This window comes from Winogradskyella sp. 4-2091, from assembly GCF_045765065.1.
In the GTDB taxonomy this organism is placed as follows: domain Bacteria; phylum Bacteroidota; class Bacteroidia; order Flavobacteriales; family Flavobacteriaceae; genus Winogradskyella.
On the sequence record NZ_JBJKOD010000004.1, the window covers coordinates 206,552 to 221,507 of the forward strand.

The following is a 14,956-nucleotide window of genomic DNA, read 5'->3' on the forward strand; positions in this document are numbered from 1 at the left end:
CGACAAGATTTAATTTTACTCTATCAAATACATCATAAGCACTAAGAAGTACATTATCAACTTAATAGAATCATGGATTAGACGATTATTTAATTAAGATAAGATTTTACATAATTAGACAATAAAATCACTAAATGATTCATGTTGAGTTAATGAAAATTCAAAAACGAATGCATTTAATCGTATTTATTTGCATTTTATAGATAATTCTTGTAGGTTTGTCGAAGAATTAGTCCCAAGCTAAAAAATCTACTTATGAAAATTTCGATACTTCCAATAAAATGGAAATATATCTTATTTGTATGTGCTATTCATTTAACCAGCTTTTCGTTCTCACAAGATTTTAAAGTTCAAGGTAATTCAATTTCAATTGTCAATGGAGATATAACACCAAATATTAATGATCTTACAGATTTTGGTTCTTCGGATGTTGGTTTTCCTATATCACATACATTTACAATCGAAAACCTAGGAAATTCAGATTTAAATATATCAAATATATCATTGTCTAACAATACTGACTTCTCCATTATAGGTGCAAGCTATTCTAGTCCTATTTCAGTATCTAATACTACAACATTTACCATTCAATATAATGCTGTAAATAGTAATCTAAATCCAGCTATAGTAACTATAAATAGTGATGACTTAGACGAAAACCCATATGAATTTACCATTATTGGCCAATCCAATCAAAACTGTTTTGATAGTGATGGTGATGGCGTTTTTGATAATGTAGATATTGATGATGATAACGATGGAATAATGGATACTGACGAGGAATTAGCGTGTCAGAACTCAAATATTGCTATTTCCACAAATTATAAATACTTAAATGAAACCTTTGGAGTTGGTACCAATAGAACTACCATTAATACGACCTACAATGCTGCAACATCATATAACTTCGAAGATGCTGCAGGAGAAAATACAGACCACAATTTAAACGATGGTGAGTATACGGTTTATTATAAAGCCGGAAATGGTGATGGTGTTAATCAAACTCCAAATGGGGAAGTAGCTGCTTGGGCAGATTCTGTTTGGTATACAGGAGAAGATCATACACCAGGAGATAGCAATGGTAGAATGGCAATGTTCAATGCTTCTTACGATACAGGATTATTTTACACAGCGAGTATCACAGGATCCTTACCTAATGTACCGATTACCTATAGTTTTTGGGTACTTAATTTAGATACCTCAACAACCAATAATATTGATAGTAGGCTGAGACCAGATATTCGTGTGGAATTTAGAGATATTAGTGGTAATTTATTAGCAGGATTAACGACTGGAGATATTCCGCCTTCTATTAATGGAGATCCAGAAAATAGTTGGCATAATTTCTCTGCCAATTTAACATTCAATGTATCTGAATTTAATGTATTCTTTTATAATAATGAAACTGGTGGATTAGGAAATGATTTAGCTATAGATGACATTTCTATTGTGCAAACCTTATGTGATACAGATAATGATGGTATCGCAAATGTTTTTGATTTAGATTCAGACAACGATGGAATTCCTGATATTGTTGAAGCTGGTTATGGTAATTTAAGTAATGGTCAAGCATTAATTTCAAATTGGGTAGACTCTGACGGTAATGGAATGCATGATACTTTAGAAGGCTTAACTATTCTTGACTCTGATAACGATGGTACTCCAAATTTTATTGATTTAGATAGTGATAATGATTCAATCTTTGATGTTGACGAATCTGGTGCTGGAAACTCTAGCAATACATCCTATCAAAATGGTGATGGCGATATTGATGGTGATGGCGTTGGTGATGGACCAGATACAGATTATGTAAGAGAGAAAGATTATGACTCTGATGGCACAATAGAATTCTTTGCCGATGGTATTTTAGATATTTATGATTTTCATAATGGAAACACAATGTCTAGTGCATATGGAAATACAAACCAAGGTAATGGAAACACCTATTTTGTATTAGATAGTGATGTAGATAGCATACCAGATTATATAGACACTTACAACAATAACACTAATATTTACGACATCTCCCAGACTTTATATGCCGATTTAGATGCTAATGGTGATGGTGTTATTGATGGTAGTGTAGACAATGACAATGACGGCATTGTAGATACATTTGATACTGATGATGATGCATTTGGCTCACCCAGAAACTTAGATAAAAAACTTCAACTTTATTTTGATGGTAGAAACGACTATATACAAGATCAAAATTTATTCAGCGGTTGGCCTCAAATTTCATTAATGGGATGGATTAAAATTGATTCTGAAAGTGCAGGAAGACATAGCTATTTGTTTGGGCAAAACAATTATTCTATGAAAATTAGAGACGATGGTCGTTTGCTTACCGTAGTTAACGGAAAAGATATAAACAGTTTAGAATTACCCACAGATCAATGGGTTCATGTCGCTTCAACATATAGTGATGATGCCAATAGCATTAAAGTTTATATCAATGGCGAACTCGTTACAGATTTAAACTTAGATGAAGGTGTTCTTGATGCTGATACTACGCCTTTTTACTTAGGAAGACGACATAATGATTTAAGCCCATTATTCTATCAAGGCTATATGGACGAAATAAGACTTTTTAACAAAGCATTATCAGAAGATGAAATTCACAAAATTGTCTATCAAGAAATTGAACAAAACGGAACTAATATAAGAGGAACAGAGATTCCAAGAGATGTTACAGATTTTATCAATACTGAAAATATAAATCCTTTATTATGGTCTAACCTTGTTAAATATTATAGGTTAGACAACTTTAAAGGCGATGTTACTGATAACTTAACAACATCAACTATTGATTCTGGTTTTGGTGCAAAACTTTATAATATTAAACAAATTGAATACCAATCTGCGCCAATGCCTTTTATTACCCAACAAAGTGGATCTTTAAGTGATGCTGTAAATAGTACTGAAGATGGTGTTGTTGGGCAAGATGCTATAACCTACGATTGGTCTATTGTAAAAGTTTTACACAATGATGTAATGTTTGACGATAGGCAGAAACATTTAGGTCTGTTTATCAATGAAAAAGACGCTAACGACAACCCCATAGAATATCATGTAAATAATGATTCTGAACTCAACGTTTCTTGGTACTTAAAATTAGATGGATTTATAGATTTAGAAAATGAATCACAACTAGTACAAGGAGAAGACAGTTTATTAGACGATAATAGTATTGGTAAAATAGAACGCGATCAGCAAGGAACAGCCGACACTTACACTTATAATTATTGGTCATCACCAGTAAAACGTCAAAATTCAACTGCTGTTAACTTTAGAATTACTGACATTATGCAAGATGGTTCTGATGCAGATGACCCTATTGACATTAATTTTTCTTCTTCAGGCTATAATGGCTCAGAAGGAGATCCTATTAAAATCGCGGATTATTGGATTTGGAAATACGCAAACCTACCCACTGGAGACTATTCCTCTTGGCAACATATAAGACGTACGGGCAGAATTTATCCTGGAGAAGGCTTTACTATGAAAGGTCCAGGGACAGGCTCTAATTCAACACCTCAAAATTATGTGTTTTCCGGTAAGCCTAATAATGGAGATATTAACCTTACACTAGCTGCAGAAAATGACTATTTAGTAGGTAACCCTTATCCTTCTGCAATAGATGCAAATATTTTTATAAGAGACAATGGTCCAGAACTTTTACCTAATGATGCTTCCCAATCAAATTCGGAACCTAGAATAAGTGGTACACTTTATTTCTGGGAACATTGGGGAGGAGGCTCTCATGTTTTACAAGATTATCAAGGTGGTTATGCAACTTACAACTATTCTGGTGCAGTTGCAGCAGCCTATAAAGCAGACAATCATCCTGGATTAGCATCAGGAGAAACACCTACCAAAGAACCAGGACGCTATATACCTATTGGACAAGGCTTTTTTATTACTGGTCAGTACGCTGGAACAATTAATTTTAACAATGGACAGCGTATTTTCAGTAAAGAAAATAGCACATCTGTATTTTTACGTAATGCTTTTTCAGATACTTCAGCAACTGATGCAGAAGCTGAAGATGGCTTAATTGAAGATGATCTTAGAATGAAATTTAGAATCGGTTTCAAGTCCGTAAACACTATAAAACGACAGCTATTACTAACAATAGACGAGAATACTACAACTGGTGTAGATTGGGCTTATGATGGTTTACTAAATGAAGTCCAAATTGATGATATGTTTTGGAGAATAAATGACCAAGCCTATATCATTCAAGGAAGTAATGAAGCTGAAGTTACAACAACATATCCTCTAGGTATTAAAACAAATACAGATGGTGTTAATACAATAAACATTGATAAATTAGAGAATGTGCCAAATGAGTTTAATGTTTACTTACATGATATAGATTTAGATATATATCATGATTTAAAAGCAAGTAACTACAACATATTTTTAACTGCTGGTGAATATTTAGATCGTTTTGAAATAACTTTTGGCACACAAGAAGAAGCCTTAAGTATAGATGATATAGCAGAAAACAGTATAGATGTTTTATACTCAAATACGCTTGATAAAATTGTGATAGCTAATCCTAACCTAATAGCATTAAAATCTATGACGTTATTTAATATATTAGGTCAATTGGTTTACACAAATACCAACATTGAAGAAAATTCATATTCAGAATACAATATAAAGAATTTAAGTACTGGAACTTATATTATTAAGCTCCAGACAGAAACGGGTTCATTTGTAACTAAAAAAGTTATAATAAAATAAGAAATTGTTTTTAGTTGATGATAAGAAGTCTCAATCTCTGATGGTTGAGGCTTTCTTTATTTTAGCTTGGTCAACAAATCATTAAAAGTAACTTCTTGTTGTTCACCAGACTCCATATTCTTCAATGTAAACACCTCTGAATTCAACTCCTGGTCACCTACTAAAACTACAAATGGAATATTGCGACGATTCGCATAATTCATTTGCTTTTTCTTTTGTTTACCAGAAATTGCAGCATCAGGAAACAACTCGGCTTTTATACCTTCTGCTCTCAATTTAGTTACAGCACCTAAACTATACATCGCTTCCTTATCTCCAAAATTGATAAATAAAACCTTCGTAGAATCTGTAATAGTATCTGGAAACAAATTCAATTCTTCTAAAACCAAATAAATTCGGTCCAAGCCAAAGCTAATACCAACACCACTCATATCTGTTAAACCAAAGATTCCTGTAAGATCATCGTAACGACCACCTCCACCAATGGATCCCATTTTTACACCTTCGGGCGCTGAGACTTCAAAAATAGCGCCTGTATAATAATTTAAACCTCTAGCTAAGGTAACATCTAATTGTAAGATGGCTGTTTTTAATTTTAAGTTTGAAATGGCCGTATTTATAAATTCTAATTCTTCAATACCTTTTAGTCCAATTTCGGATGCACTTAAAATAGATTTTAAACTTTCTATTTGGTCTCCAAAATCGCCTTTTAATGTAAATAAAGGTTGAAGCTTAGTTATACCGTCTTCAGAAATACCTTTACCTCGCATTTCTTCTTTTACTTTCTCCTCGCCTATTTTATCTAACTTATCTAAAGCGACTGTAAAATCGATGAGTTTATCTTGTGCACCAATCACTTCTGCAATACCAGATAAAATTTTTCGGTTATTGATTTTAATGGTTACACCTTCTAATTTTAAAGCTGAAAAAACCGCATCATAAAGCTGAACAAATTCTACTTCTTGAAACAACGATTTAGAACCTACCACATCTGCATCACATTGAAAAAACTCTCTAAACCGTCCTTTTTGTGGACGGTCTGCTCTCCAAACAGGTTGAATTTGGTAACGTTTAAAAGGAAATTCTATATCATTTTGGTGCTGTACTACGTAACGTGCAAAAGGCACTGTGAGGTCGTAACGCAATGCTTTTTCTGAAATTTTAGGCGTTATTTTAACTTCAGACTTAGCATTATAATCTTCATCAGAAATCTTTTTTAAATACTCACCACTATTCAAAATTTTAAAAATCAAACGATCACCTTCCTCTCCATATTTTCCCATTAAGGTTTCTGAGTTTTCAAAACTTGGTGTTTCAATAGGTTGAAATCCAAAAATCTGAAACTGTTCTTTTATAGTTTCCATTATATAAGAACGTTTTGCAACCTCTGCTGCATTAAAATCTCTTGTACCTTTTGGGATGCTTGGTTTTTGTGCCATGTTAACGTCCTGCGAAAGCAGGAATCTCTTTTAGTGAAACTTAATTTTGAACTTAAAATTCAACACAAAAATATTATATTTTTCAGAGGTCTTATAAAGATATCTTCATTTTATAGTAACTTTATACGGATTAAGTAGTCTTATACTTAAAACAACCCAACTAACGCGACTAAAAACTATGTTTTCATTAGCTAGAGAGAATATTAGAATTGCCTTCGACTCTATAAAAGGTCAATTACTTCGTACTATATTAACGGTTTTAATTATTGCCATTGGTATAATGGCTTTAGTAGGAATTTTAAGTGGTGTGTCTGCTCTAGAAAATACGATTACTAGTAATTTTTCTTCGATGGGTTCTAACACATTTAATATTCAGCGTTACGAATTTACCAACCAACGTCAAAGCAGTAGAGAACGTCAAAAAATTAATCCGGTTATTGATTATAGAAATGTAAAAGCTTTCGAAGATAATTACAATTACCCATTTACTAAAGTTGCGGTTTCATTTATGGGCACTTTTGCCGCTGAGGTAAAATATGAAAGTAAAAAAACAGATCCTGAAGTTGCCGTATTGGGAGCTAATGAATATTATATAGAAAATTCTGGTTTAGAAATTGAAAATGGTCGCTCGCTCAATGTTTTTGACGTGGATAACAGTAATGCCGTTTGCGTTATTGGTAGCGATCTACAGAAAGCTTTATTTCCTGATGATAATCCTATAGATAAAACGATTAGCATTAGAGGTTCTAAATTTAAAGTTATAGGTGTATTAAAAGAAAAAGGATCAACGTTTGGCAATAATCAAGATTTAAGAGTGTTTATGCCAATTCAAAAAGCACGCTCTATTTTTACGAATGCTAATATTAACTACAACTTAAGTGTAAAAGTTGATAAAACTGATATGCTAGAATCTGCACAAGAAGAAGCTATTTTAACCTTTAGAAATATAAGAGGGCTTAACCCAATTGAAGATAATGATTTTGGTATAGAGCGCAGTGACGATTTACTTAATCGTGTGGCAGAAAATACAATGGCATTATATATTGCTGCATGGATTATAAGTATAATTACCATTTTTGGATCTACAATTGCTCTTATGAATATAATGCTAGTTTCCGTGAGTGAACGCACGCGCGAAATTGGTGTAAGAAAAGCACTTGGTGCAAAGCGTAAAACTATCGCATTTCAATTTTTTATGGAAACCATAATAATTGGTCAACTTGGTGGAATTTTAGGCATCATTCTAGGTATTTTAATCGGTTGGGCTGTTGCCAATGGTTTCGATCTGGAATTTTCTACACCTTGGGTCGCCATGATTTGGGCTACAAGTATAGCATTTATTGTTGCTGTTGTATCGGGTTTATATCCTGCTACAAAAGCAGCGAAACTAGATCCTATTGAGAGTCTGCGTTATGAGTAAATAAAAAAATTTTGAAAGCATTCTTATTAAAACTAAACTCTTTTATCAGGAACATTCTCTTAGATGATGTTGATAAACCTTATGATAAACCATTGCCTTACCATCGTAAATTTGGTTCTGTAGAAAGACAGAAAAAAGATATTAAACAAAAGCGTTACATTGAACAAAAACAACAATCTGGTGGCATTTAAGCTCCTTTAACCAAATTAGCAAAGTACTCAAACAATTCTCCTTTAGTAATGTTTGCGCCAGACTGAATCATTTTAAATATATCTAAATACTTATCGTCTGAATAGTCTTTTTTAGCATTAAAAAACTCCACAGATTCAGATAATAAATTATCGCGTAACCAATTAAAACCTTCTTTAGTTGTAAAATCTACACGTTTATTTTCAATTCTTAGGGCAATTAAACGCATGCTATTTTCATTGCACTGAAATAAGTGAATTTGTTGTGGCGAAATATGTTCTAAATATTGAACTTTCTGTAAAACACCTAACCAAACCAAATCGCTAAATACGTCGAGCTCTTGCTCTGCAGTTTCTGGCTTATTCTTTTTAATGTCTTCCCATTCATCACCAGTAATGGATTGTGTAGCTAAAAAATTAATGAATTCTTGGTGTAATTCTTCAAACTGTTCTTTCGTTAATCTTGAATACTTCATTTCAACATTGTTTTGTCATTCTGAACTTATTTCAGAATCTATTTATTTAATTATTTATAGCTTTATATGCAGCAAAAGGTCTATCTGTTGCTAAAACATCTGCACCTAGCGCTTTCCATTCCATGTAAATATCATCTCCTCTAGCCTCTGCTCTTTTGTCTAAATTTCCTAAAGTACCTAACATACATACAATATTATAATCATGTAATCTCTTAAACAAAGAGGCATCAGATAAGCGCGTACCAGTGAATGCAAGCATATTATCTGTCGGGATTTCAGTTTTTAATAACCTATCGAATTCTTCATCGTTTCTGGCAGAAACTGATAACAACAAATCTGGAGCTAATTGGTAAGCGGTTTTGGCTTGGTCAATGTTATAGGTAATTATTATAGTAACGTCTTCTGCTGCCTGCTTTTTGATTTCATCTATAACAGTTTCTTGACTAACTGTTTTTTTAATATCTACGGTTAAAACCACATTGTTTTCTTCACACCATGATAAAACTTCAGAAAATAGAGGAATTTTAAACTCAGTCTCGTTGCCAAAATCATCAACTAAATTAAATTGTTTTAATTCAGCATAAGTTAAATCCCCAACTTTACCGCTGCCATTAGTTGTTCTGTCAATAGATTTATCATGCAACAATACCAGTTGACCATCTTTAGTCTGTGCTACATCTACTTCATAAATAGCATAAATACTGTCGTTGATATACTTAATGGTTTCTAAGCAGTTTTCAGGATAATTTAAAAGTCCTTTTCCGCCACGATGCACACTAATGTTGGGATAATCTGAATGCGAGGCCTTAAAAAGTTGTAAAAGATTAGACGCTTTGGTCTCGGAAATAGTTTTTTGTTCTGTGCCTTGTTTACAGCTAAAAACCGCACAAATTAGTAATAGGTAGAGAAAATTTTTCATAATAAATCAATTTTATGACCATTGTGATAAATGAATTCAGCTAGGTCAACGGGAAAATATTAATTGTGTTCTGAAAAAAAAATTACAAAAAAACCGCTTAGTAAACTAAACGGTTTTTAAAAATTGTATTAAGTAAGATTATGCGTCAGCAATAACATCGAAAGTTAAATCTACTGTTACTGATCTGTGTAATCTAATTGCAGCTTCATACTGACCTAAACGCTTAATGTTACCACCTGTAATAGCGATAAACTTTTTGTCAACTTCATGACCAGCGTTTTTAAGTGCAGCAGCTAAATCCATATTGGTAATAGAACCAAATAATTTATCTCCAGCAGTAGCACCTGTACCAGCTTTAGCTGTTATTTTAATATCTAAACCTCTTAATCCTTCAGCAGTTTTTTCTGCATCAGCAATAATAGATTTTTCTTTAAAAGCTCTTTGCTTTAAAGTTTCTGCTAATACTTTTTTAGCAGAAGAAGTAGCCATTACAGCTTGTCCTTGAGGAATTAAAAAATTTCTACCATAACCGTTCTTAACAGATACAATATCGTCTTTAAATCCTAAATTATCAACGTCTTGTTTTAATATAAGTTCCATTGTTATGATGTTTTATTTTAATAAATCAGCTACGTATGGCATTAAAGCTAAATGTCTAGCTCTTTTTACCGCTACAGATACTTTTCTTTGGTACTTTAAAGAAGTTCCTGTTAAACGTCTTGGTAATAACTTACCTTGTTCGTTAACAAAACCTAATAACCAATCTGCATCTTTATAATCTACATACTTGATTCCAGATTTCTGAAAACGACAATACTTCTTAGTCTTAGACGTCTCAATATTTAACGGTGTTAAATATCTAATTTCTCCGTCTTTCTTTCCTTTTGCTTGTTGTTCTATTGATGACATAATTACGCTTTTGCTTTTGCTTTTACTTTAAGTTTTTCTCTTCTTCTCTCAGCCCACGAAATAGCATGCTTGTCTAATTTCACAGTTAAGTAACGCATAAAACGCTCATCACGTCTAAACTCTACTTCTAAAGGTTCAATTACTTCTCCAGCAACAGTGTACTCAAATAAATGGTAAAAACCACTTTTTTTGTTTTGAATTGGGTAAGCTAATTTTTTTAAGCCCCAATCTTCTTTTGATACCATCTTAGCTCCTTTAGAAACGAGGAAATCCTCATATTTCTTTACTGTCTCCTTTATCTGATCTTCAGATAAAACGGGATTTAAGATGAAAACAGTTTCATAATGATTCATAATAAATAATTTTGTTTATTGTTAAAACGGCTGCAAAAATACATATTTATTATATAATTGACAACTAGTTTCTCAACTACTTTTAAACCTAGCTTTTTACCCATAAAAAACGATAAAAATTAATGTTAATTATTACGCTTTGTCGGTAATATTTGTTTTTTAACCGAATTTATCGTACTATTGTCGATATCTTAACCTAAAATTAATAATGTTATGACTTTAAACTGTGTAGTTGTTGATGATTCTGCGATTCAGCGTCTCTCTATTGTAAAGTTAATTGAGAATCATTCCTCACTTAATCTTATTGCAGAGTACAGCAGTGCGTTAGAAACAAAAAACGGTCTTAATACTCACAAAGTAGATCTTATCTTTCTAGATATAGAGATGCCAGTATTAAACGGTTTTGAATTACTAGATGTACTCAACAACAAACCCCAAATTATCTTTGTTACCGGTAAAACCGAATATGCTTTTAAAGCATTTAATTATGATGCCACAGATTATCTTCAAAAACCTATTACTAAAGAACGTTTTAATACTGCCGTAGAAAAAGCTATTGAGCAACACAAATTAAAACTGGACTTTAATGAAACGGATGGCGAACATATTTTTGTAAAAAGCAACCTTAAAAAACGTAAAGTTTATATTAAGGATATTAAATGGATTGAAGCTCTTGGTGATTACGTAAAAGTAGTTACTGAAGAAAACAGTCTCGTGGTTTTATCTACAATGAAAGCTTTTGAAAGCGAATTACCAGAAGGTAAATTTTTAAGAATTCATAAATCTTATATTGTGAATCTCGATAAAATTGACCGCTTTAACAGTAAAAATGTTGAAGTTGGTGCTTACGAAATCCCATTGAGTCGAAATAAAAAGACTCAATTAGTTGATGCTTTAAATAACATGTAGAAACATTACATAAACATTTTAAGCATTACATTATAATTTTAAAAAATCCTAAACTTCGGTTTAGGATTTTTTGGTTTAATAATTATCTACATTAATAACCACTCTAACTGGTCTAAAATCTTTGACAGCATTAAAACTATTATCAATCTTTCTTAAAACCTCTTTTGTTTTACCTAAGGATTGCTGCTGCGGAATTTTTATTAAAATATTTTTGTGATATAAATTTCTAATTCGAGATACAGGTGGAAATTCTGGACCCAAAACATTAGATTTAAAATACTGTTTTAATGATTTAGCATACCAATCTGCTGCTAAATTAACGCGGTTATAATCCTTATGTTTAAATGTTATTTTAATTAATCTAAATATTGGTGGATATTTAAAATTATAACGCTCATTCATTTGTTCTGCAAACATTTCTTTATAAGAATTAGTAGAAACCTGCTGTAAAATATTATGATGTGGATTATACGTTTGTATCAACACTTTACCTCTCAAATCCGTTCTACCTGCTCTACCAGAAACTTGTGCCATAAGCTGATAGCTGCGCTCGTGAGCTCTAAAGTCTGGGAAATTAAGCAAGTTATCTGCATTCATTATACCAACGAGTTTTACATATCTAAAATCTAATCCTTTGGTTAACATTTGTGTGCCTACCAAAATATCAACTTCGCGTTGCTCAAAACTATTTATTATTTTCTCAAAACCGTATTTACCTCTTGTGGTATCTAAATCCATTCGAGCAACCTTCTTATCTGGAAACAGTACTTTAACTTCTTCTTCAATTTGTTCGGTTCCAAACCCTTTAGTGTCTAATGTTGAATTTCCACAAGCCTGACATGTTTTTAACATCACAGCATTATAACCACAATAATGACAACGCAACTGATCTCTATATTGATGATAGGTTAAACTTACATCGCAATTAGGACATTGAGGCGATGTTCCGCAGGTTGTACATTCTATAATTGGCGAGAAACCTCTTCTATTTTGAAATAGGATAATTTGAAAACCTTCTTCTAAGGTTTCGGTCATTTCTTCAATTAATCTATCGCTAAAATGACCTTTCATGCGTTTTCGCTTGTACTTATCTGCTAAATCCACCAACTCAATATCTGGCATTAGTACATTATTGTAACGCGTGTTTAGTTCTACCAAACCATATTTTCCTTGGCTGGCATTAAAATAACTTTCTAAACTTGGTGTTGCAGAACCTAAAAGTGTTTTTGCCTTAAATATATTAGCTAACACAATGGCTGCATCTCTTGCATGGTAACGCGGTGCAGGATCAAATTGTTTATAAGATTGCTCGTGTTCTTCATCTACAATGATTAATCCTAAATTTTTAAAAGGTAATAATAACGACGAGCGCGCACCAATGACAACCTGAGCCTTTTCAGAATTAGAAAGCATATTTTGCCATACTTCAACCCTTTCGTTTCCAGAATATCTCGAGTGGAAAACAGCAACTTTCTCTCCAAAATAATCCTGAAGCCTATTGACCAATTGGGTAGTTAATGCAATTTCTGGGAGTAAATACAATACTTGTTTGCCAATTTCTAATTGTTTTTGGATGAGTTGAACATAAATTTCTGTTTTACCAGAAGACGTTACACCATGCAATAAGGCCACTGATTTTTCTTTAAAAATAGCTTCAACCTCATCATAGGCATTTTGCTGTGCTTCGCTTAAACGTTTAGCATCTTCATCGCCTTCACCTTCAAATTGTACACGATCTACTTTTATATGATATTCTTCTAATATTTGTTTATCTATTAATGTTTTTATTATGCTTGAAGACGCTCCACTTCGCTCTGATAAATCTGAAATTTTTATAGGTTGATTAAGTGATGCTTCCATGGTAAATAATGTTAACACCACTTCCCTCTGCTTAGGTGCACGGCTCAATTCTTCTAACAATTCTTGTAATTTATCTTGAGTTTTATGATTGTGATGCAACTTTACATACCTTACTAATTTTGGCGTGTACTTCTCATAGAGTTCTTCTTGTAGATTAAGCACACCTTTTTCTACTAAGCCATTAATTACAGGCAAAACACGTTTTTTATCTAATATTGAAACAACATCATTAATTTTAAGTGATGATTGATGTTGCAAAGCCTCATAAATTAAAAATTCGTCATCTTTTAATTCTGATTCACTAATATTTGCTTTTTCGTTTTTTGAAATAATAGTTTCGCTTTCTAACAAAAAAGCATTTGGCATTGCTGCTCTTAAAACCTCACCAATGCTACACATATAATAATTAGCAATCCATTCCCAATGTTTTAATTGGTTTAAAGTAATTACAGGTGTTTCATCTAAAATTTGATGAATGGTTTTTGCATCATAAGCCGTTGGTGGATTTTGATGAATACTATAAACTAAAGCCGTATAAATTTTACTTTTACCAAAAGGTACGGCCACACGCATACCTAGTGATAAATATTGAGATTCTGCTTCAGTAATATGATAGGTAAATGCCTTTTGAAGCGGAATGGGCAAAATGACGTCTATAAAATGTAGCATACATCAAAAGTAATGCCTTTAAATAAAAAAACCATCTCGATTTGAGATGGTTTTTTAACATAACTCGCCAATTGACTATTGCTTTACTATCTTAAAGGTTGCTTTTTCATTTTCAGTAGATAAACTTAATATATATATACCACTTTCTATATGCCCTAACTCTAAGTTTCTTATGTCTTCTTTAGTTGAATAAACCTCTTTTCCTGTAATGTCATAAACAGAAACCTCTTTAAAAGTTACAGCTCTAGAAGCCTCGAAATTTATTGTGTTTATAAACGGATTAGGGTTAACATTTATAGAATTATATAAACTTTCATCTGTACTTAATTGACCACTTATTGTAAATATTTCGCAATCGTAAAGTGACCAATTTTCATCTTCATTTTTGGTTCTTACACAAAAAACATGATCTCCCTGAGACAATCCTGTAGTGTTTACATTAATAACTCTACTTAGTGATGGCTCAGATGGGTTAACACTTACATCAGTAAGCCCATTTATCTCTGAATCAACATAGTATTGAAATGCAATAATATTGGAAACTTCACCAATAGCTGAGATATAAATTAGTTGCCTATCATATAAACTCCATTTTTCCTCAGAATTTTTAACTCTAACATATAAGATATGAATGCCAGAATCTAAGTCCGTGGTTGAAATTGTGGATGTTACTATAGGATTTGCCTCATTAGGTATACTTAATGACATATTATCGCCAAACCCAACATCTTCATCATCAAAGAAATACTCTGCAGCTACAATTACTGAATTTGAATCTGTATTGGTTTTTGAAACATAGACCCATTGCTTGTCGTTTAAACTCCATCTTCCAAGATCATCTTTTACTCTAAAAGTTATTAAATGTACACCTTCTTCTTCTGCTGCCATAGAAATAGTATAAGATTGATTTATACTACCAGTATTTGCATTAACACTTAAGGTATTTCCCATTCCGATCCCTGGATCTTCATCTATAAAATACTCAGCAGATGTTATACTCTGAGCTTTAATATTACTTACAAATAGCGTAATACAAATAATAATATATATTCTTCTCATATT

At 32.3% G+C, this 14,956-nt stretch carries 12 protein-coding genes; 4 read left to right on the forward strand and 8 right to left on the reverse strand.

Annotated elements, in window-relative coordinates; all coding sequences use genetic code 11:
* The first annotated feature begins 255 nt into the window (after nt 1–255).
* Nucleotides 256–4,752, forward strand: a complete 4,497-nt coding sequence (locus ACJBCC_RS07085; protein ID WP_407556777.1) for a LamG-like jellyroll fold domain-containing protein — start codon at nt 256–258, stop codon at nt 4,750–4,752.
* A gap of 56 nt (nt 4,753–4,808) precedes the next feature.
* Here ACJBCC_RS07085 and hisS read toward each other — a convergent pair whose 3' ends face one another.
* Entirely contained in the window at nt 4,809–6,191 is a 1,383-nt protein-coding gene (hisS, locus tag ACJBCC_RS07090) for a histidine--tRNA ligase (RefSeq protein WP_299100862.1), read from the reverse strand.
* 178 nt (nt 6,192–6,369) lie between these two features.
* Between hisS and ACJBCC_RS07095 the strand changes: the two genes are divergently transcribed.
* Both ACJBCC_RS07095 and ACJBCC_RS07100 read left to right on the forward strand, forming a co-directional pair.
* Entirely contained in the window at nt 6,370–7,611 is a 1,242-nt protein-coding gene (locus ACJBCC_RS07095) for an ABC transporter permease (RefSeq protein ID WP_299100861.1), read from the forward strand.
* A gap of 11 nt (nt 7,612–7,622) precedes the next feature.
* The gene (locus ACJBCC_RS07100; RefSeq protein ID WP_407556778.1) at nt 7,623–7,802 is read left to right on the forward strand and encodes a hypothetical protein; all 180 of its coding nucleotides are present in this window, start codon (nt 7,623–7,625) and stop codon (nt 7,800–7,802) included.
* Here ACJBCC_RS07100 and ACJBCC_RS07105 read toward each other — a convergent pair.
* The 5 genes from ACJBCC_RS07105 to rpsF all read right to left on the reverse strand — a co-directional run bounded on the left by ACJBCC_RS07105 (nt 7,799) and on the right by rpsF (nt 10,456).
* A complete protein-coding gene (locus tag ACJBCC_RS07105) occupies nt 7,799–8,275 on the reverse strand; it encodes a DUF6495 family protein (RefSeq protein WP_299100857.1) in 477 nt (158 codons plus the stop codon). The genes ACJBCC_RS07100 and ACJBCC_RS07105 overlap by 4 nt on opposite strands.
* A gap of 46 nt (nt 8,276–8,321) precedes the next feature.
* On the reverse strand, nt 8,322–9,194 hold the full coding sequence (locus ACJBCC_RS07110) for a glycerophosphodiester phosphodiesterase family protein (RefSeq protein WP_407556779.1): 873 nt from the start codon (nt 9,192–9,194) through the stop codon (nt 8,322–8,324).
* A gap of 138 nt (nt 9,195–9,332) precedes the next feature.
* On the reverse strand, nt 9,333–9,794 hold the full coding sequence (rplI, locus tag ACJBCC_RS07115) for a 50S ribosomal protein L9 (protein ID WP_299100853.1): 462 nt from the start codon (nt 9,792–9,794) through the stop codon (nt 9,333–9,335).
* A gap of 12 nt (nt 9,795–9,806) precedes the next feature.
* Nucleotides 9,807–10,106, reverse strand: a complete 300-nt coding sequence (rpsR, locus tag ACJBCC_RS07120; RefSeq protein ID WP_173280593.1) for a 30S ribosomal protein S18 — start codon at nt 10,104–10,106, stop codon at nt 9,807–9,809.
* Nucleotides 10,106–10,456 carry a 30S ribosomal protein S6 gene (gene rpsF / locus ACJBCC_RS07125; protein ID WP_299100851.1) on the reverse strand — a complete coding sequence of 117 codons (351 nt, stop codon included), beginning with the start codon at nt 10,454–10,456 and terminating at the stop codon, nt 10,106–10,108. Before rpsF ends, rpsR begins: the two co-directional genes overlap by 1 nt.
* A gap of 213 nt (nt 10,457–10,669) precedes the next feature.
* On the opposite strand from rpsF, the gene ACJBCC_RS07130 reads away from it, so the two are divergent.
* Nucleotides 10,670–11,365, forward strand: coding sequence for a LytTR family DNA-binding domain-containing protein (locus ACJBCC_RS07130; protein ID WP_092443855.1), 696 nt, complete (start codon nt 10,670–10,672; stop codon nt 11,363–11,365).
* A gap of 75 nt (nt 11,366–11,440) precedes the next feature.
* Here ACJBCC_RS07130 and priA read toward each other — a convergent pair whose 3' ends face one another.
* Nucleotides 11,441–13,894: a primosomal protein N' gene (gene priA / locus ACJBCC_RS07135; protein WP_407556780.1), complete on the reverse strand. Its 2,454-nt coding sequence runs from the start codon at nt 13,892–13,894 to the stop codon at nt 11,441–11,443.
* A gap of 75 nt (nt 13,895–13,969) precedes the next feature.
* On the reverse strand, nt 13,970–14,953 hold the full coding sequence (locus tag ACJBCC_RS07140) for a T9SS type A sorting domain-containing protein (protein ID WP_299100847.1): 984 nt from the start codon (nt 14,951–14,953) through the stop codon (nt 13,970–13,972).
* Nucleotides 14,954–14,956 lie beyond the last annotated feature (3 nt).

Excerpts from the sequence above, each read along its gene's own strand:
- ACJBCC_RS07085 (WP_407556777.1), top strand. The coding sequence starts at position 256 with ATGAAAATTTCGATACTTCCAATAAAATGGAAATATATCTTATTTGTA.
- hisS (WP_299100862.1), bottom strand. The coding sequence starts at position 6,191 with ATGGCACAAAAACCAAGCATCCCAAAAGGTACAAGAGATTTTAATGCA.
- ACJBCC_RS07095 (WP_299100861.1), top strand. The coding sequence starts at position 6,370 with ATGTTTTCATTAGCTAGAGAGAATATTAGAATTGCCTTCGACTCTATA.
- ACJBCC_RS07105 (WP_299100857.1), bottom strand. The coding sequence starts at position 8,275 with ATGAAGTATTCAAGATTAACGAAAGAACAGTTTGAAGAATTACACCAA.
- ACJBCC_RS07110 (WP_407556779.1), bottom strand. The coding sequence starts at position 9,194 with ATGAAAAATTTTCTCTACCTATTACTAATTTGTGCGGTTTTTAGCTGT.
- rplI (WP_299100853.1), bottom strand. The coding sequence starts at position 9,794 with ATGGAACTTATATTAAAACAAGACGTTGATAATTTAGGATTTAAAGAC.
- rpsF (WP_299100851.1), bottom strand. The coding sequence starts at position 10,456 with ATGAATCATTATGAAACTGTTTTCATCTTAAATCCCGTTTTATCTGAA.
- ACJBCC_RS07130 (WP_092443855.1), top strand. The coding sequence starts at position 10,670 with ATGACTTTAAACTGTGTAGTTGTTGATGATTCTGCGATTCAGCGTCTC.
- priA (WP_407556780.1), bottom strand. The coding sequence starts at position 13,894 with ATGCTACATTTTATAGACGTCATTTTGCCCATTCCGCTTCAAAAGGCA.
- ACJBCC_RS07140 (WP_299100847.1), bottom strand. The coding sequence starts at position 14,953 with ATGAGAAGAATATATATTATTATTTGTATTACGCTATTTGTAAGTAAT.